This window comes from Leptolyngbya sp. NK1-12 (assembly GCF_032598965.1).
Classification (GTDB): Bacteria; Cyanobacteriota; Cyanobacteriia; order Elainellales; family Elainellaceae; genus Elainella.
In genome coordinates this window covers 1,340,300-1,361,523 of record NZ_CP053587.1, presented here as the reverse complement: position 1 = coordinate 1,361,523, position 21,224 = coordinate 1,340,300, and the positions used below count along the sequence as shown (strand labels likewise).

6 protein-coding genes are annotated in these 21,224 nt (G+C 49.3%); 5 read left to right on the top strand and 1 reads right to left on the bottom strand.

All coding sequences use genetic code 11. The annotated features are described in order from the left end of the window. Nucleotides 1-262: 262 nt before the first annotated feature. From HJG54_RS33685 to vapC, 3 genes are all read left to right on the top strand, one after another. A complete protein-coding gene (locus tag HJG54_RS33685) occupies nucleotides 263-8,110 on the top strand; it encodes a SpvB/TcaC N-terminal domain-containing protein (RefSeq protein ID WP_316436286.1) in 7,848 nt (2,615 codons plus the stop codon). A 244-nt stretch (nucleotides 8,111-8,354) separates the two neighbouring features. Further along, on the top strand, nucleotides 8,355-8,678 hold the full coding sequence (locus tag HJG54_RS33680) for a hypothetical protein (RefSeq protein ID WP_316436284.1): 324 nt from the start codon (nucleotides 8,355-8,357) through the stop codon (nucleotides 8,676-8,678). Nucleotides 8,679-8,992: 314 nt separating this feature from the next. Further along, complete coding sequence (gene vapC / locus HJG54_RS33675) at nucleotides 8,993-9,403, top strand: type II toxin-antitoxin system tRNA(fMet)-specific endonuclease VapC (protein WP_316436282.1); 411 nt, start codon at nucleotides 8,993-8,995, stop codon at nucleotides 9,401-9,403. 85 nt (nucleotides 9,404-9,488) lie between these two features. On the opposite strand, the gene HJG54_RS33670 is transcribed toward vapC, so the two are convergent. Beyond that, nucleotides 9,489-9,755 (bottom strand): hypothetical protein, encoded by a 267-nt coding sequence (locus HJG54_RS33670; protein ID WP_316436281.1) that lies wholly within the window; start codon nucleotides 9,753-9,755, stop codon nucleotides 9,489-9,491. 96 nt (nucleotides 9,756-9,851) lie between these two features. Here HJG54_RS33670 and HJG54_RS33665 point away from each other — a divergent pair, with 96 nt between their 5' ends. Both HJG54_RS33665 and HJG54_RS33660 read left to right on the top strand, forming a co-directional pair. Further along, a complete protein-coding gene (locus HJG54_RS33665; protein WP_316436279.1) occupies nucleotides 9,852-10,916 on the top strand; it encodes an encapsulin in 1,065 nt (354 codons plus the stop codon). A gap of 127 nt (nucleotides 10,917-11,043) precedes the next feature. Then, entirely contained in the window at nucleotides 11,044-21,111 is a 10,068-nt protein-coding gene (locus HJG54_RS33660) for a neuraminidase-like domain-containing protein (protein WP_316436277.1), read from the top strand. The last annotated feature ends 113 nt before the right edge of the window (nucleotides 21,112-21,224 follow it).

Here is a 21,224-nt window from a genome sequence, read left to right as displayed (position 1 = left end):
GGATAGGGGGGACTTCAATCCCCGATTGGTGTATGCTTCACCTACGGTTCCCCCCTTGGATAAGCTACGGTGTACACACAAGTCGAAGATCCCCCCTACCCCCCCTTAAATCAAGGGGGGAACTGTAGGCGCAGCCCATACAAACCAGGATTGAAGTCCCCCTTATCAAGGGGGATTTAGGGGGATCTCAATCTTGGTTTACAAACAAGCTCTACGAGCGTTATCAAGCTTCTAAAATCCAGAACCTCAAAAGGAAATCGTGATGTTTTCCTCGTCTGCAAACGCTGATGATAATCAGGCTGCCAATGGCAAGTATGGCTATGTGACTCCTCCTGCGGCGGTTTCGTTGCCCAAGGGTGGCGGCGCAATTCAGGGCATCGGTGAAAAGTTTGATATGAATCCGATGACTGGGACCGGTTCACTCAGCGTTCCAGTTGCTGTCTCTCCAGGGCGATCGGGTTTTTCTCCTCAACTTTCGCTTCACTATGACTCTGGTGCGGGTAATGGAATATTTGGTCTGGGGTGGAGTTTGGGTGTGCCCTCGATTACTCGCAAGACGCAGAAGGGATTGCCGCAATATCGCGATGCAGAGGATTCGGATACTTTTCTGCTGTCAGGAGCGGAAGATCTGGTGCCGACCTTGGTTTGGGAAGGTGGTGATTGGGTGCGAGACGAATGGTTGCCGATGGTACCGGACGATGTGCTGCAGGATTCAATTCCTGATGATGCGGTTGATGCGGTGCTATCGAGTTATCCCCATACCGGCACCTATGCGGTCCAACGCTATCGACCTCGCATCGAAGGATTATTTGCCCGGATTGAGCGCTGGCAGCACCAAGGAACGGGGGATGTGCACTGGCGTTCTGTAACCCAAGACCATATCACCAGCGTGTATGGCAAAACTGGAGAGAGTCGCATTGTTGATCCGGCCCAGCCTGCCAGGATATTTGAATGGCTGCTCTGCGAAAGCTACGACGACAAGGGCAATGTGATTCTTTACCAATACAAGCAGGAAAATCCAGACAATGTCAGTCTGACGCAGGTGCAGGAGAAAAACCGACTGGCTTACGGACAGAGCTACACCAACCGCTATCTGAAGCAGATTTTCTACGGAAACCAGCACCCCTATGAGCGCGATAATTGGCTGTTCCAGGTGGTATTTGACTATGGCGAGCATGGCACCCCTGATCCGCGCCTCGATGACAGCACGCTAGAGGAATTGTCTCTAGAGGAGCGGTTAGCAACCGATAACCCGACCCCAGATGAAGATCAACTTTGGCCCCATCGTCCCGATGCCTTCTCCAGCTTCCGCTCAGGCTTTGAGATGCGCACACAGCGGCTCTGTCGTCGGGTGTTGATGTTTCATCGATTCGAGGAGTTAGGCACCGATTGGACTCTGGTGCGCTCGACTGATTTTCGCTATGACAAAGATCCGGTGGCTACCTACCTGATTTCGGCAACCCAGACCGGATACGTCAGAGCAACGGCAACTCAGCCCTATCAGCGCCGATCGCTGCCTCCCCTCCAACTCATCTACGATCGCCCTCACGTTCACGAGACGATTCACACCATTGATGCCGAGAGCTTGAAAAATCTGCCCATCGGTTTGGATAATGCCGTTTATCAGTGGTTGGATTTAGATGGGGAAGGAATTTCCGGCATTTTGACACAGCAGGCCGAGGGCTGGTTTTACAAAGCAAATTTGGGAGACGCGCGGTTTGCTGCGGTGCAGTTGGTGGCGACCAAACCGACAGGTTCTGATTTGCAGGACAGCCAGCAGCGGTTGCTGGATTTGGCCGGAGATGGTCAGCTCGATCTGGTGTTGCTGAATCGGGGGTTGGCTGGTTTCTATGAGCGGGGACACCAGCAGGACTGGGCTACCTTTCGACCGTTTAAGTCCATCCCCAACCTGGATTGGCATGATCCCAATTTGAGGTGGATCGATCTGAACGGCGACGGTCATGCCGATCTGCTGATTTCTGAGCATCAGGTGTTTGTTTGGTACCCTTCACAAGCAGAGGCGGGGTTCGGAGCTGCATCTGTGGCTCGCATGCGACAGGATGAGGAGCGGGGTCCGGCTCTGGTGTTTGCCGATGGCACTCAATCCATTTACCTAGCCGATATGGACGGCGATGGGCTGAATGATATTGTGCGGATTCGCAATGGCGAGGTCTGCTACTGGTCTAATCGGGGCTATGGGCAGTTTGGGGCCAAAGTGACAATGGGTCAAGCTCCCTATTTTGACCATCCAGAGTCATTTGAGCAGCGTCGAATTCGGCTGGCCGACATCGATGGATCGGGCACAACGGATATGATCTACCTGGGACGCGAGGCGGTGAGTCTCTGGTTTAATCAAGCAGGCAATCGCTGGAGTGAACCGCATCGACTGCGGAATTTTCCCAAAATCGATCCCTTGGCCTCGGTGCAGACGGTGGATCTGTTTGGGAATGGCACGGCCTGTCTGGTCTGGTCGTCGCCGCTGCCGGGATCATTTGCTCAGCGGATGCAGTACATCGATCTGATGGGAGGTCAGAAGCCCCATTTGCTGCGGGTGATTCACAATAACCTGGGCGCAGAGACGCAGTTGCACTATGCGGCATCGACCCAGTTTTATCTGGCGGATAAGCAAGCCGGAACGCCTTGGATTACCAGGATTCCCTTTCCGGTGCAGCTAGTGGAACGGGTCGAGACAATTGATCGGATTTCCGGCAATCGCTTTGTCAGCCGCTACCGCTATCGGCACGGTTATTTTGACGGAGAGGAGCGGGAGTTTCGCGGCTTTGGCTATGTGGAGCAACTGGATACAGAATCGTTTGCTGAATTTCAACAGGAAGGGGCAACGAATGCCACCGATGCCGCCTTCCATCTGCCGCCGGTTTTAACCAAGACCTGGTTTCATACCGGCGTTTTTATTGACCGCGACCACCTCTCCACCTATTTGGCTGAGAGCGAATACTATCGGGAACCCGAAATCAGCGATGCCGAATTCCAGACGATGCTACTGCCCGATACGCTGATTCCCATCGGCTTGACGCTCTCGACTGGAACCGTGATGCCGCGTCGGCTCACCGTCCAGGAGGAACGCGAAGCCTGCCGTGCCCTAAAGGGCAGTGTGCTGAGGCAGGAAGTGTATGCCCTGGATGATCCAGCGGCCAGCGTACATCCCTATAGTGTGACAGAAAGCAATTATCAAATCTGCTGGCTACAGCCAAGGCAAGATCAACAGTATGCGGTGTTCTTTGTGCATCCGAGTGAAGCAATTCACTATGCCTACGACCGTAATCCCGATGATCCGCGGGTTGGTCATCAATTGACCTTGGAAGTAGACGGATTTGGCACTGTGAGGAAATCTGCGGCAGTAGCCTATCCCAGACGAGCAGCCGCATTGCCTGAACATCCCAGAGTCCAGAACGCCCAAAGCCAAACCTACATCACCTACACAGAAGTGGATGTGATCCATCGCTCCGACTCACCAACTTTCTACCGGATTGGGGTGCCAGTCGAAACGCGAATGTATGAGATTACGAGTTTATCCAAATCTGAAGATAATCGATTCGCGCTAGATGAACTGCGACAAGCGGTTCAAAACGCGGCAGAGATCAGCTACGAGGTGCAGCCAACTACAGGAACTGTGGAAAAGCGGCTAGTGGAGCGCGATCGGATTCTCTACCTCCGCAATGATTTATCGGGTCCGCTGCCGTTGGGTGAGCTAGAATCCCTGGCGTTGCCCTTTGAAACCTATCGGCTGGCGTTTACGCCTGGGCTGCTGGAGCGGGTTTATGGCAACCGCGTCAATGACACGATTCTCAGCCAGGAAGGGCGCTATGTGCAGCAGGATGACCTGTGGTGGATTCCGTCTGGACGCGCGATTTTTGATTCAGCACATTTTTATTTACCGATCCAAACCATTGACCCATTTGAGCAGATTTATACTACGGTCTATGACCATTACCATCTCCTAACGGTTCAAACCGCAGATCCACTAGGCAATATCGTTGGCGTTAACAATGACTATCGCGTTCTGCAACCTCGTGAATTAACCGATCCTAACCAAAATCGTGCTCAGGTGCTGTTTGATGCACTGGGCATGGTAGCGGCAACCGCCGTGATGGGTAAAGAAGGCGAAAATCAGGGTGATTTGCTGGATGAGACGGTCAGGGCTGATTTACTGCCGCAGGAGATCGATGCATTTTATGCCGATCCGTTGGCTATGGCCACGTCGCTGCTCGGGAATGCCACGACTCGGACGATCTATGACCTGGAGCGGTTTATGACATCGGGTGAACCTGCGTTTGCGGCAACGCTGGCGCGGGAAACTCATAGTAGCGATCCGTTGCCTGTGGATGGGCTGAAAATTCAGGTGAGTGTTGGTTACTCAGACGGGTTTGGGCGGCAAATTCAGACGAAGATTCAGGCAGAACCGGGACTGGCTCCGGTCCGGGATGCCGCTGGGGTGTTGCGCTGTGACCAAAATTTCGAGCCTGTGGATTCTCGCTGGCTGGGAACGGGCCGCACGATTTTCAACAATAAAGGCAAACCGGTTAAACAATACGAGCCGTTCTTTAGCCCCACTCATGCCTATGAGCGTGAACCGGGACTGGTGGAATGTGGCGTTACTCCGATCATTTTCTATGACCCGATTGAGCGAGTGATTGCGACGCTGCATCCAAATCACACCTACGAGAAAGTCGTGTTTGATCCCTGGCAGCAAACCACCTGGGATATGAACGATACGGTGCTGCTCAATCCAGCCGAAGACGAGCATGTGAGCAGCTTCTTCAGCGGATTGGCCGAGAGCGAGTATGCCCCAACCTGGTATGAGCAGCGCATCGATGGACAGCTTGGAATCACAGAACAGCAGGCCGCGCAGAAAACGGCAGCCCATGCCGATACACCCACGATCATTCATCTGGATACGTTGGGTCGTCCGATTTTAACGATTCAGGATAGAGGCGAGTTTGGTCAACCAGAAACGCGAGTGGGATTAGACATCGAAGGCAATCAGCTTTTTATCGAAGATGCTCGCGGTAATCTGGTGATGGTGAATGCGATTGTCACTCGTGATGCCCAGGGACAACCGCTGCGGGATGGCAATGGCAATCCTATCATTGAGACTACTGCCTACAATCTGCTGAGTCATTCGCTCTATTCCCTCAGTTCCGATGCAGGGGAACGCTGGATGTTGAATAACGTGGCGGGTAATCCGATTCGGGGCTGGAACAGTCGGGGATTTGAAACACGGCTGCTGTATGACGCATTGCAGCGTCCGACCCACTTGTTGGTGCAGTCGCCGGAAACCTCAGAACGACTAGTGGAACGTACCGTATACGGGGAACAAGTACCCAATGCCGCTACTTTGAACCTGCGCGGCAAACCGTTCATGAGCTTTGATAGCGCTGGCATCGGCATCTACTCCGGACAGAATCCAGCCACGAATCTCGAAGAAGCTTATGATTTCAAAGGCAATTCCCTCCGCAGCCGTCGCCAAATTGCTCGTGAGTATAAGGAGCAGATGGATTGGACGGCCATTGAACCTTTGCTAAACATTGAACCAACTAATGTTTTAGATCGTGCTGTGATCGACCAGACTGTTGCACTCCTCGTAGAAAGAGACTTCACAATTAGTACCACCTATGACGCCTTGAATCGACCCATTAGCGTGATTGCTCCAGACGGCAGTGAAACACGACCGACCTACAACGAGGCAAACTTGCTAGAGCAAATGTCGGTCCGATTGCGCGGTGCAGGTGAATTGATTCCATTCGTGACCAACATTGACTACAACGAGAAGGGCCAGCGTACCTTAATCGAATACAACAATGGGGTACGAACCGAATATAGCTACGACCGCGAAACGTTTCGCTTAATCAATCTACGAACGATTCGTATATCCGATTCATCCCAGCTCCAGGATTTGCATTACACCTACGATCCGGTGGGGAACATCACGTCTATTCGCGATCAGGCTCAGCAGACAATCTTCTTCAATGGACAAGTCGTATCTCCCAGTAATGACTATACCTATGACGCGCTCTACCAACTGATCCAGGCCACTGGGCGCGAACATATCGGCCAAACGACGAATAATCTTCCAGACGAGCGGTCGGATCTGAAGCCCCATTATGACTTCAATGATTCCACCCGCCGGAACCTACCCCATCCCAACGATGCTCAGGCGATGCGGAACTACACCGAAGAATATCAGTATGATCCGGTGGGCAATATTCTGGCAATGATTCACGCGGCTAATGGTGGAAGCTGGACACGCAACTATGAATATGCAGAGGAGAATAACCGACTGCTGCGAACCAGCCTACCGCAAGATCAATGGGGCAACTATAGTTATGATGTCCACGGTAATATGATTGAAATGCCTCACTTACCGTTAATGCGATGGGATTTCAACGATCAGCTTCAGGCGTCCTCGAAGCAAGTCCGCAATGATGGGGGTACGCCAGAAATTACTTACTACGTCTACGATGCAGGTGGTCAGCGGGTGCGGAAGGTTACAGAGCGCTCCGCCGCTACAGGACAAACTCCGACTCGGATGAATGAACGCATCTATCTAGGCGGGTTTGAGATTTATCGGGAATACGGCGGCGATGGTAATACAGTAACGCTGGAGCGGGAAACGTTGCATGTAATGGATGACCAGCAGCGGATTGCATTAGTAGAAACAAAGACGCTTGATGTAGGAGATGGCATTAACTCACCCACCGACTTACTCACGCCCATTCGTCGCTATCAACTCAGCAATCATTTAGGCTCTGCTTCTCTAGAACTGGATGCTGACGGAGCCGTGCTTTCCTATGAGGAATACCATCCCTACGGCACGACCGCGTATCAGGCTGGGCGCAGTGTGGCTGAGGTCAGTTTGAAGCGATATCGTTACACGGGGATGGAGCGAGATGAGGAGACAGGATTGTACTATCACGGTGCGAGGTACTACGCATCGTGGTTAGGTAGGTGGACATCAGTTGATCCGATTGGTATTAGAGATGGATTGAATATGTTTGCCTACTCTCAGCTAAACCCAATCAATTTTATTGACCCAACTGGAACTTCTAAGCGACCCACCCAGGGAGAAATTACGGCATATGAAGTGTCTGCCGAAAAACACAATCTGGCAGTACAGACATGGCATGCACAAGTAGGAATGGCAGATGCTCTACGTGAAATCGAACCAAATATTGATAGTCGTTTAGAACGAGAGCGAGTTTTGTTACTGAGTAGAGAAAACGAGCTTTGGCGTGAGTGGATAGATTTAACGTTGCGTATACATATTGCTGATATACAACAAATGCGAAGAGAGCAGTTCGAGAATGGAGGGCCAGAATTTATGAATTTGAGTGGTAGAACTCGGTTGCGAATTGGAGGTGCTGCAAAACTATCTGGTGGCATAACAGCTATGCTTGTACCCTCTGGAGGGAGTCAAGTTGTTGGAGCTGATTTTGCCCAAGCTGGATTTCGACAATTAATAATGGGTGAGGAATCTGATACTGTGATGCGTAGCGCGGGAGAATTCACTTCCGAAGCGCTTGGAAACTCACCACATGTTGCCGAAATTCACGGAGATATGGCAGAGACATTCATTTCTGCAGGTGTTGCTGGCATTGAAATGGGAGTTGGTCTAACAAATGCTTCTCCTACAACTTTATTACCTCCAAAAACTTCAAGTAACAACTTTATTCCACCAGTACGACAATTTAGCTACTCCAGCCTAGATCCCAAGGTAAATTTACCACCGCGTCAATCTGCTAGTGCAGTCATGGGTAAGAGTGCTAGTGAAGTGACTGAAATTCCAGAATCACTAATGAAGTCAGAGTGGTTGCATCTCAAAGGAAGGAGATTTGGTGAGGGAGAGACACCGTCTAATTTGGTTGCAGGAACCTTTGAGGCAAACTATCAAATGGGACGAATTGAAGCACTTGTAGAACACTTAGAGAAACTGGGACAACATGTTGAATACACAGGTACTCTTAGAGGAAAATGGTTGAGATTACAGGTTATGTCTAATGACAAAAAATTAATAAATTTAAGACTTGATGTTCGTACGCTAAACGTCGCACCACGAGGAAGCAAAAATATATTCAACAAAAGCTTTAGATAATCATTGCAATTAATACTTAATTGATTCAGATTGTCTAAATCATCTCGATATTGCGTTCGCCTCATATCATGGGTTGAGTTGAGATAACAGAACCCAACTCTATCAAGTACGAACAAGCATTCAAAGCATGAAAATTAAGAGGGCTGAAAATGCAAATTCAAATGAAAACAATGGTTGGTATCTATCAAGTATTGATTCCTACAAACGCCAATCGAAATGCCTTCGAGAAACAGAGGAAAAGCACGTGTTCCCAACAGTGGAAGTAGACAACCAAACTCGCGGCGGCATTGTGACGGCTCAGTATCTCTTGAAAAATGAATCACCGGATTCTGAATACGACTACGCTTGGTTCGTTCATTGGCAAAACCAGGGAGGCTCCCCCTTTGGTTCTAGAACTGTTCCCCCTGATCCTGCCCCGCAACTAGCCGCCTTAGCTAAAACCTCATTCACCCGATACACCATAGAAACTGAGCAAACTCAGCGAACTATGAATCTCTATTCCCAGGTTCAACTGATAAAACATCGCATTACAGCTCTGCTCCAACTCTGCAATCGCCTCATCTCGTAATGCGATCGCCCAATCTTGTAGCCTGTGTTAGCGTTAGCAAAGCACTGCCCAAACTCTTTAGCTCAAACCTTTTACCCTAAATACTAGCCATAGAAAAACAGGAGAAACCCAATGCAACCAATTACCTTACAATTCCATATCGGCTCAGATGGACTCTTACAAGTACAACTTCCTGACGAACTCAAAAATCAAGATGTAACAGTAATTATTCGACCTCAGAAAACCAAATGGCTCTCTATCCTACAAAATACAGCTGGGAGCGTTCCCGACTTAGAACGACCACCCCAAGGAGAATATGAGGTGCGTGAGTCCCTATGATGTATCTCCTCGATACCAATGCTTGTGTCCATCACCTGAAATTTGCTGATTCTCCTGTTACCCAACAACTACTAACTCATCTGCCTGAGACAGCCATTTGCTCAGTCACAAAGGCCGAATTATTTTACGGGGCGATGCGAAGTAACAACCCAACTAAAGCCATCAGACAGCAGCAAGAATTCCTTGAATTATTTGTTTCTCTTTCCTTTGATGATGAAGCCGCTCACATTTGTGGACGTATTCGTGCTCAATTGTCATCTCAAGGAACTCCTATCGGACCCTATGATTTGCAAATCGCCGCGATCGCCTTAGCCCACGACTTGACATTGATTACTCATAATGTTCGAGAATTCAATCGGGTACAGGACTTAAAAATCGAAGATTGGCAGAGCAATCAACAAGTGTAATGAACTAAGAACCCTAAGTACAAACGCGATCACCCAATCTCGTAGGTTGGGTTAAGCAACGAAACCCAATTTTCTCAAATTTCCACTACCAAATGTCATTTTCCCTGTTCGCTTCCATCCGACGCTCAGCCATCAACTCAGTTGCAAGGCTTTTACCCTTAGACAATGTTGAAAACCGAGCCTTCAGCCGTTGCTTAATCGTAGATTGCTTCTCAAGCACCAAAGTCCCTTCTTTCAAATGGGCAATCAGGGTATCTCTTGCTAGCCCTAAGGCTTTCCAGAAAGGAGCATTAATTACCAAAGATCCATTGGCATCTACATAGACTTGCGCCTGGTTTAACTCATCCGTCATAGATCATGGGCTTTCGATTGTACCCCTATTCTAACCCTCAACTGTGCATCACCGATTCATCGATCCATACCTACTCATCAACTAAGGAGAAAATCAATGGAACCTCTGATAAAAAACACTCTAACCAATGTTGAAACGAGTCCAACAACCCACAAAGGGAGATGCCATGTCCCCTGGAGTGATGAAATTTGGAATCGCATCGACCGCGCCGTTCATGATGAATGCAAGCGAACCAGAGTGGCTGCCAAATTTCTGCCGATCGTACCCGTGAACCACTGTCAGCTTACCGTTCCTTCCGATACGATTCTGGTTGGTAGACAGCAAAAATTATCAGTTCGGGAAGCCGATACGGTAGAGTTGATCGAACTGGTTGCTGAGTTTTGTCTGACGCGCCAACAGGTGGAATGCGAAGACGACTTAATGACGGCTGTTACCCTGGCGACTCGTGCCGCCAACCTGCTTTCTCAAGCCGAAGATATTGTGCTATTTCAGGGACGATCGGCGATTGAACCGGGAGAGAACCAGCATCCGATTTTTCGAGAGCGAAAAGTTACGGTGAAATCAGGTCGGGCTGGGATTGGCTTGCTCGATGCCCCTCCTGCCGACACGCCCAATAATCCGCAAGTGGTGCCCGTGCCGGTGCTGGACTCACCGAATCTTCTCCAGCGTTGGGGCGAAAATACCTTTGGGGCGGTGGCACGAGCCTATTCGGCTTTGCAAGGAGGTGAACGACTGGCACAGGCCCACTATGGTCCTTACGCGCTGGTGCTGCATTATGAAATCTATGCCGATACCTTTGCCCCCTTGCCCACCACCCTGATCATGCCCGCCGATCGCGTGGCTCGCCTAGTTACCGATGGGTTCTACAGCAAAGGCATGCACTCCTGCCACAAAGGGATGTCTGCTTATGACGGAGGCACGCAGCATGGAGAAGACACCCACTTCTATGGCACTGGTACCCTGCGTCCCAATACTGGCCTGCTGCTCTCGCTGGGTGGCAACACGGCGGATTTAGTCGTCGCTATTGATGCCAGAACTGAATTCGTCACTCAAGACAACGACGGCGACTGGTTGTTCCGCGTCTTCAAACGGTTTGCGCTGCGGTTAAAGGACCGTTCAGCCGTGGTGCGTTTAGAGTTCGCCAGCGGACGGCCCACCTAGCCGATTCCGGTCTCACTTCGCCAACGGGGATTCCTGGAGGTTGGGTGGCTTGCTGCCCCGATGCCTTCACGGCTCAATGTCGGTGAATCCCTGCTGATCCCATTACCTCACGCACAGGAGACGAGCCATGCGTATCGAGCATGAAGGCATTTCCCTATGGTACGGCACCCCCGACGCAGCCGCCCCGTCAGACTTGGTTGCCGCCGGTCAAGCTGTGACCGTTACGGTTGGTGTATATCCAGCCGACGCTAGCAATGAAGTCGCAATCCACTACCGGGTGAATCAGGGGGCCATTGCGACGATTCCAGCTCGATATTTGCCCAATGGCCGCGATCGCCGGTCGCAATACTTCAGAGCCACACTCCCCGCCTTTCAACCAGGCGACCGAGTAGACTATGTCCCTGTTTGCCGCTGTGCCGGTCGGCAAGTCCCCTCCGAATCTGCGTTTGAGGCATTCACATCCTCGTTTCGTGTGGTGGAAGGAGCTGAACTGATTAAATCAACGTCTGCTCCAACTATTCCCAAAACCATTCCTCTGAACATTCCCCCAAACATTAGCTCAACTGATTCACCAACGATAGGCACCTACACGAATTCACCACCTGAACCTCCGCAGCATTCTACGAATCGTGATCAGACCATTCCTCCTCAGCTTTCAACTCGCAAACAGAAACACCTGAAAAATCTGACATTGGGAATTAAAACGAGAACGCAAAAGGCCAAACTAGAACAGCTGTTTGCTGAAAGTGAAGGAGAATTTAATCAGCTTAAAGCTCGCCTAGAAGCAAGCGAGGAGTTCGAGCAGGACACAATTGAGCATCTCACCTTTACTCACCATGTAGCAGAACTGTTGGAGGATCAGGAAAATCTGACTGCAGCATTTGTTCATGACGACCGTATCCACAGCCTCCGCGATATTGCCCGCAATTACAGAAAAGAAAATCTCAAGACACTGATTCGCACCACCGGCGTTCCCGAAGGTCAAGATGGAGAAGACGCAGACGAACGCTTGGAACGGTTAGCAACCCGAATCAGCGACCGCCTGTTTCGGATGGAGCCAACGGCGGTAATTCACCGGATGGTGCAAGACGAAGAAATTGCCGCAGACGATCAAAACATTCGGCATGGTCTGCTTGCTTTCTTTGAGCATCAGCCGCATCTGGACTTGCGAAACACCTCGGTGCTTCAAGTTTTCCAGAACCCCGATAGTTTGCAACCAGTCCCAGAAGCCCACCGGGAACAGGTCGTGGATCGGTTAAAGAAACTGCAACGCCTGTCTGCGGTCAGCCCCAGAGCTGAAGCATTACCGACTCTACTGAAAACCAACCTGACCTCCGCCTATGCCATCAATGAGATCCCACTGGAACGCTTTGTCAGTCTGTTTGCGGAACGATTGGGAGGAGAAGAGGTTGCCCGTACCATTCATCGCAATGCTCAGACTATTACTGTGCGCAATGAGCACGCTTACATTGCCCTGCGGCAGGCGGTTCTGGGTGCCTCTGTCCGGATGATTCACGGCGAGGCGTCGGTTGATACGCGCAGAGAGCAGGTTATAGGCGTTGCCCAGCAGAAAAATATTCCGATCAATTTCGAGACGCTGTTCGGCAGTGTAGACCTGTGTGAGTGTGAGCACTGCAATTCGGTATATAGCCCTGCTGCCTATCTGGTGGAGCTATTTCAATATCTACGCAACAATAATCTGGAACTAGAAAACGACAATAGTGGGAAAGCCGGCATCAACAATACTCCGCTGGAAAAGCTGTTTCGCCGTCGTCCCGATTTGGGAAACCTACAACTCACCTGCGAAAATACAAACACCCTCATCCCATATATCGACCTTGTGAATGAGGTGATGGAAAGTTTTGTGAATCATCTGAATACCTATAAGGCAGATGCTCATAGCCCCAAACAGGCTACTATTTTTGCCTATAATGTGGACGACGAAAGCAGCGGTGAATTATTGGCTGAACCGCAACATACAAACTACGCCGCCTATCTCACCTTAAGCAAAGTAGTGTATCCGGTCTGTCGGCTACCCTATGATCAGCCCATCGACTCGGCTCGACTCTATCTCAACTATCTGGGCACCAGCCGTTACGAGCTGTTGGACACCTTCCGTATCGATGTTCCGCTGCAGGTTGGAGAGAACCCGAGTGATGCAGAACTCGAACACGCCACCCGACTCCAGGAATTACAGGTGCAGTCGATCGATCGAGCCATCGCGGCTGAATTTCTCCAGCTCACAGAAGCAGAATACGGCATCCTGACAAAAGAGGGCTTTTATACTCAGGAATGGTACGAACTGAAGCAGGAAACCAATTTAACCCTGGCCCAATATCACCAAAAAATTGGTTTAAGAGATACCTGGGATTACTATGGCATTGATACCGAAAGCCAAATGCTGGACGAATTGAAATGGGTCAAGCCTGCCCAGTCAACTCAAATCGTGGGGTTTCTGCGGCGAACCAACATCCAGTATGTGGAGCTGATCGAGCTGCTAAAAACGCGCTACATCAATCCTAACTATCTGTCAGGCAAAGCACTGGCCTATATGAATAGCCTCCGCTTCAGCTATCGTTATCTGCAAAGCTTAGTTGATCCTAGCCAAACAGATATTCGCTTGAAATACGCGAAGCTGGTGCAGTTTCTCCAGGATGCCCTAGACGCCGATCAGTCTGCTAACAATGGCTCGGCAGGACCGGTTGATCAGACACTTACGGCTATCCCTCCGGCCTCCCAATCCGACAACGATGATTTTGACAAAGACTATGTGGAATGTTGGGTCTATAAATACTTTGCCAAAATTGGCAAACTGATTGTTTTAGACAATGGTTCTGCCTGTCAATGTATCGAGGGAACGATTCGCCTATGGGTGATTTGGGGCACGGATGATGCCGGTTCGTTTATCGACCTCTATCTTGATTCGGATTGTCAAATTTATGTACTCAGGTCCGATCCAAAGAAATTTGTCGGACATTTAGATACTAATACAAGTACATTAGTATTCGATGAGGATTTCAGCAATTCCGTTTCAATTTTTGGCGGAGATTTTACGGGTATCAATGGGGAAATTGGTAAGGTAAACAATCTCAGACTGTTTATTTTGCACTCTGGCAACCGGCTGCCCTTTGTCTGTTCTGGCTCTCAGGAAACCTGCGATCTGACTAAAACTCAACTGAAACATCTAGACGGCACCGATCTTGTCACAGCCGAATATGATCGCTTCCATCGCTTGATCCGGCTCTGGTGCAAACTGGGCTGGGCCGTAGCAGAGGTAGATCAGGCCATTACAGGCGTGGGCGAAACCACAGTAAAACCTGTTGCAGGAGTTCATCTTTTGATTCCCAATCGGTTTGTGGCCTTGCTTCCCTCTAAGCCGATCGAGCCAGAGGATGCAGAAGCTAACAATGGTTCTAGCCTAAGAAAGTCTGCTCCTGCATTGACTGCCAACCCCCGTCCCTCCAGGCCAGAAGCCGATTGTCAACCAGAGCCGATTTCTCAAGTCCTGCAAGACATCACGCCTGAGCTGATTGAGCAACTCGTGGCGGTGAAAAAGTTGCTGGAGATTACCGGACTAGAACTGGCTCAATTATTGACCTATTGGGCACCGATTGGCATCGAGGGCGAAAATTCCCTCTACGAACGCCTATTTCTGAAATACAACCTGCTTGCCGTAGATGATGTCTTTCAAGCCGATGAATTCGACACCTATCTGACTGGAACCGAATGTTTTAATGATCATCTGCCTGTGCTGATGGCGGCTCTCAAGGTCGATGTGACGATGATCGAGACGATGATCGCTCTGATCGCGGCTCCTGATGAGTTGACTCAGAATAATGATTGCTATCCACTCACCCTGGACAATGTCTCTAAACTCTATCGCCATATTCTACTAGCCAAAACTCTGGGTCTCCAAATTAAGGAACTTCCTGGCGTTTTATCGCTAATGCGAGAGCTAGCCCAACCCTTCGGGAAACCGACGCAGACGCTAGAGTTCTACCAGCTATTTGCCCGGATCGAAGATTCTGGATTCAGTCCGCGAGAGTTGAATTATTTGATCTGGGATCAGGATGATGCACTCCGTCCACTCCGTCCCAGTATGGCTGCTATTTTTCAACTGGCGATCACCCTCAGAGATACTCTGCTGCAAATAGAAATAGACCACGCCGATATTAAGAATGATCAGGAGGCAACGGAAGAACTGTTACGCAGCAAATTGAGTTTACTCTACGACGGTGCGATCGTCGAACAAATCATTGGGTTGATTCAGGGAACTACTGTTTATCTAGACAACACTCGCCGCAAATACAGCACGAAGTTAAACCAAACCGATCAGGATGCGATTACAGCATTCATGCTGGCGCGACGCAAAGAAGAAGAGCAACAGCCTGGTGGCGAGTTTCAAACTTTTCTACAGCGAGTACAGTTTAGCGGTACCAAGGGCTTGCAAGTCACGGGAATTTTGCGTGAATCCGATCGGGAAAAGGTGATTGCTCTGGCTGATCTAATTAGCGATACGGACGATCAAGAAAAATTCCAGATCGCTGCGCATAAAATTTTTGACCAGCCAGTTAGGTTCTTCGCCGATGCCCTCTGGCCCATCTTTGCTGACCCGGCTGCGGCAGCTGCCATGTTGTTGGCTAACGATCAGGTTAGTCCTGAAAATCCAGCGCAGGATAGCGGATTCCAAAAACGAGTGTATCTGACCAGAGCCTTCATGCCTTATCTGAGAGAAATGTTGCGGCAGCGGTTGGTAGTACAGATGTTGGCAGGGAATTTGGGTACGTCTTTGGATATAACCCAAACTCTAGTCATGGAAGTGATTCGAACATCACAGGGTGAGCCGCTTTACCAAGAAATTATTCGCCTGAAGGAACAGAAAGACCCAGAGGTGGAAGCCCAACGTTGGCAAGGATTCTTTATACCGGAGAAGGATGGCAAGTATACTTTTCTGCTAGAGGCAGAAGGAGAGGCTAGCTTAACCTTCAACCATCAACTCCAGTGGTCTGCTCCTGTGCGCACCGATGAAGAGCAGATCAATTTCTACGAGAGTCCTACGAGTTTTCTGAAAGCCGGTCAAGCCTATCCATTCATCTTGGAAGGATACGACGAAGATGAGAATGGAAATATCATCGGACTATTCATGAAATTCAATCAGCAAGCCCAGGTGAAAATTTCCGATAAGGTTCTCTTTCCCGCACTCCGAACCGAAGCATTCCGAATCGCCTATATTCAGTTGCAAAAAGTTGCCATGCTGGTCAAGGGCTTTGCCATGAAACTGGAGGAGCTAGAATTTTTCCGTCAGTTTGCAGCTCATTTTGACGACCTGGATTTCAATGCCCTATCGTTTCCCCAATGGTTAAGGCTAGAAGCCTTCTATCGCTTGCAGAAGAGCTTACCATCTACTGAATTAAGTCTGGTGGAGTTCTTCCGCTGGACGCATCAAGCTCAAGAGGCGGAAGGTGAGCCGTCATTGGTGGCGCAAATCCATGCCCTGACGGGATGGGAGGAGTCCGATATCTATAAAATGATTCTGCCTCAACACTTTAACCTGTTCCATCCAGAGCATTTTCGCGACGAGGCAAACCTGCTCAAACTGCAAGAGACGCTGCGGGTTGCCAAAAAGATTGGTGTTGGCATGGGAGATCTGTTCCAGTGGGGACAACCCACGTCTAGTTTTACTGGGAACCGCAAAATCGCCAGTAATATTCAGCAAGCGATTCGAGCCCGCTATTCCCAGGAACAATGGGAGGAAGCGATCAAGCCAACCCACGATCAGCTCCGCACCAATCAAAGAGAGGCATTGCTCGCCTACTTGTTAGCTCAGCCTGTGCTGATGGAATGGGGCGTCAGAGATGCCGACAGCCTGTTTGAATTTTTCCTGATTGATGTGCAAATGGATGCCTGTATGAAAACCTCCCGGATCCGGCAGGCGCTCTCGTCGGTGCAGTTGTTCGTACAGCGATGTTTCTTGGGACTGGAAGCCAAGTATGGAGTGTCTGCGGAGGTACTGGACCGGGAACGCTGGGAATGGATGGCCCTCTACCGGGTTTGGGAAGCCAACCGCAAAGTGTTTCTCTATCCCGAAAACTGGATTCGCCCTGAATTGCGAGATGTCAAGAGTCCATTCTTCCAGGAATTGGAATCTGAATTGCTACAGAATGATGTAAGCCAAGATACCGTCACAAGTGCCTTGACTAAATATATCGTTCAGGTTGATGAAGTTGCTAACCTCGAAGTCGTCGGGCAATTTATTGAAGGAGAGGGAAACGCGAGAATATTGCATGTTATAGCCAGAACCCGCAATGCTCCCTACTTCTTTTTCTACCGTTACTATAGGTTTGATTATGAAGACTGGTATCCTTGGGAAAAAATCGATCTGGATATTCCTAGTGTTGATATTGAAGATAGAAGCGGCAAATTAATCAAAAACGGAACTTTTGTAGTGCCAGTCGTTTGGCGGAACCGGCTGTTTATCATTTTTCCCCAATTTATGCAGAAGAATTGGGATAGTCCGCTCAAGAACAGGATGACGGCTGCCAGCAGTGCTGAAACGACAACCATGTCCCAAAGCACTCCCTTGATATACTGGGAAATTAAATTAGGCTGGAGTGAGTACAAAGAGGGCAAATGGACCCCCAAACAACTATCAAGCGACGCAATTTATTCTCAGAGAGATCTTGAAGAAGGCTCAAATGAACATACATTTAAGCTGTTAGTTGAACGGGAGAAGTTCATTTTTGCTCCGTTTGTTAAAGATGATTTCGTCTTTATTCAACCTTATTATTTAGGTAGGATATCTAATGTCACAGAAGAATTAATCAATAGTAATACAGAGTTTTTCAGAAGTAGGTTTTCAAGTCAGGAGAGGATTGTACTGACTCAATCCTTCTATTTTGATGGCAATCAGATCGGCAAGATAGAAGGAAGAGTCTCTAATACCGTCCCCTTGCTGTGGTTTGGACAGAATGTTTTCCATCGGATGGGACTTGCACCATCTGCAATCGTTCCCATCCAAGCAGTTGGTGCTGACAACGATCCTGGCGACTTCTGGTCACCCAGGTTTCTAGAGAATAACCAGAATAACGAAGTTTTCTTCATTGAATACAACAAAACCTACTCCTTTCAGCACGATAAAACTAGAGATATGTTGGGCTTGCTCAGGAGGGGAGAAATCAACAAGATCTTCGATCAGCTAGTTCTGCTTTCGGACGATCGCTATGGCTCAAATAATGGGATTGATTACCATGAGCTAAAACGTCCTTATGCGATCTATAACTGGGAAGCTCTGTTCCATTCGGTTGCTTTATTAGCAGACCACCTGACCAAGTCTCAACGCTTTGAAGAGGCGATGCAGTGGTGGCACTATATTTTTGATCCGATTAATGTCAAAGGCGATATCAGAAACGTCTGGAAATTCCTGCCATTTCGGGTAACCGATAGCCAGAATGTCTTGGAGCAAATCTTTAACCGCCTCGATCCCAACACGCCTGACGAAGAGATTAGCGAGTGGCGAGACAATCCGTTTCAACCCCATGTGATTGCCCGTTCTCGTCCCACCGCCTACATGAAATGGGTGGTGATGAAATACATCGACAACCTGATCGCCTGGGGAGATCACCTCTTCCGTCAGGACACGATTGAAACCCTCAACCAGGCTACTCAACTCTATGTGCTGGCTGGTCATATCTTGGGTCCACGCCCAGAAATCATTCCCAAACGCGGCAAAATTCAGCCTCAGACCTACAACTCTCTGCTAGACCAATGGAACGCCTTCTCCAACGCAATCGTTGATCTGGAGCTGATCTTTCCCTTTAGCAACCAGATTGCAGTGCCGCAAGTCATCTCCAACGGAAAGCCGCATTACGTCAATGTCTACGGGTTTGCCACAACGCTCTATTTCTGCCTGCCCGACAACCCGAAACTGCTGGAATACTGGAATACGGTAGCCGATCGCCTGTTCAAAATTCGCCATTGTCTCAATATTGAAGGCGTGTTCAGAGAGATGGATTTATTCGGTTCGCCCCTCGATCCAGCTTTGCTGGTTCAGGCGGCGGCTCAAGGGCTGAGCATCAGCAGTGTGCTCAACGACCTCAGCACCCCCATGCCTAACTATCGCTTTAATTACCTGTTGCAGCGGGCCTTAGAAGTCACGTCGGAAGTTAAATCCCTAGGCAGTGCTCTGCTCTCAGCTTTAGAGAAGAAAGATGGGGAAAGCCTCTCGATTTTACGGGCGCAGCACGACACCCGGATGCAGAATCTGATCATGGAGGTGAGAAACCAGCAGCTCGAGGAAGCCAATGCCAATCTGGCGAGTCTGGAACAAAATCGCAAAGCCCCTGAACATCGACTGAACTACTATTTGCAGATCATCGACGCAGATGTAGATGTACCCACAGTGGACGTAGAGTTTGCTGAACTGCCCAACCAAATCCCTGAAATCAAGAAAGATGGTGGATTGAAGTTGATTCCACCGGAAGAGGAAGAGATCAAGAAAGCGAAGCAATCTAGGGATTTGCAGTTAGGAGTAGGAGTTTCGGAAGCTTTAGCCAGTATTTTTCATGCTATTCCTATTGCTAGCATTGATGCCAAACCTATCGGTATAGGGTTAGGAGTAAGTTGGGGAGGACCGCAGATTGGAAACGTCATACAAGCTGTTGCAAGAGGTCTGCAAGTTGGAGTAAATGATAAAACCTTCCAATCTTCCGCCGCTGCCCGGAAAGCAGGCTTCACGCGCCAACAGCAAGAGCGCATCCTTCAGGCAAACCTGGCGGGCCACGAGCTGATGCAAATCGACAAACAAGTTACCGCTCAGAAAATCAGACGAGATATTGCCCAACTCGAAATTGATCACCATCAGATCCAGATTGAGCAAACCAAAGAAGTAGAAGAGTTTATTCGGAATAAATACTCGAATGAACAGCTTTACCAATGGATGAGCGATCGCCTCAAAGATTTGTATTACCAAGCCTACTCCTTTGCCTATGACTTAGCCAAAAAAGCCGAAAAAGTCTTCCGGTTTGAAATGGGGCTTGCCACCTCTGATTTGATCAAATTTGGTTACTGGGACAGCGCCAAGGACGGCTTCCTGGCGGGAGAGCAGCTTTACCTAGCCTTAAAGCATCTGGAAAATGCCTATGTGGCAACCAAACCGCACGATTACGAAATCACCAAGCATGTTTCGCTGCAACTCCATAACCCTCTGGCATTGATTCAACTGAAAGAAACCGGGATATGCGAATTTGATATTCCAGAAGAGAGCTTTGATCTGGATTACCCTGGACATTACAAGCGCCGCATCAAAACAGTCTCGGTTTCCGTTCCTTGTGTAGTCGGACCCTATACCAGTCTGAACTGCACCCTGCGCCTGTTAAAACACGAGTATAGGAATAGCAAACTTGCCGCAAATGCATCTGATTACGCTAAGAAGTTAGAAGAAGCCGATGAACGCTTCGTCTATAACCCGATTCCCACCACGGCTATTGCCGTCAGTCAGGGACAAAATGACAGTGGTGTATTTGAACTCAACTTCCGGGATGAGCGCTACATGCCGTTTGAGGGAGCTGGGGCAATCAGCAGTTGGCGGTTAGAACTGCCGCAAGAATTCCACCAATTTGACTATCAAACTATATCTGATGTGATTATCCATCTCCGCTATACCTCCTGTGAGGGCGGGGCTATGCTTAAAACCGCTGCCGTGGAGCATCTGATCGACTATGTGGAAAATGCCTCGGAACTCAGTCAACGGGAAGGTCTATTCCGCATGTTGAGCCTGAAGCACGAATTTCCGGATGAGTGGTACCGCTTCCTGCATCCCGAACCCGATGTGGCCAACCAGGTGTTTGTCTTGGGCAATCTAAAGGAACGCTTGCCCTTCTTTGCCAATAGTCAGAAGGTCAGTGGTCTAGCAATCCAAAGCGCTATGCTTTTCGTTCGCCTTGCTCCCCCTGCAACCGGATTGACAATTTCCCTGCTCAAGTCTGCCCAACTTGAGACGTTAAATCCTGATAACGCAACGTTCGACGTTGAGCTAGAACCGGGAGCCGGGATCGATTCATTGCAGCAATATGAAGCCATCGACCTATCTGAGGATTTGCATGGATTCTGGGCACTTCAGGTCAATGATCCTGTGCCCCTCACCGCAGATATGTTGAAGGACGCTTGGCTGGTGATTAAATATCAATTGGAACTCTAAGCAGCCATTTAAAAAGTATTGACGGAAAAAATTAAGGTATACTCCATTTTCTCTCCATATAGGCATCCTAAATAGGATGTGAACAAATGGTAGGCTGAGGACGTGCCCCAAAC

Coding starts and splice junctions, on each gene's coding strand:
- HJG54_RS33660 (WP_316436277.1), top strand. CDS start 11,044: ATGCGTATCGAGCATGAAGGCATTTCCCTATGGTACGGCACCCCCGAC.
- vapC (WP_316436282.1), top strand. CDS start 8,993: ATGATGTATCTCCTCGATACCAATGCTTGTGTCCATCACCTGAAATTT.
- HJG54_RS33670 (WP_316436281.1), bottom strand. CDS start 9,755: ATGACGGATGAGTTAAACCAGGCGCAAGTCTATGTAGATGCCAATGGA.
- HJG54_RS33685 (WP_316436286.1), top strand. CDS start 263: ATGTTTTCCTCGTCTGCAAACGCTGATGATAATCAGGCTGCCAATGGC.
- HJG54_RS33665 (WP_316436279.1), top strand. CDS start 9,852: ATGGAACCTCTGATAAAAAACACTCTAACCAATGTTGAAACGAGTCCA.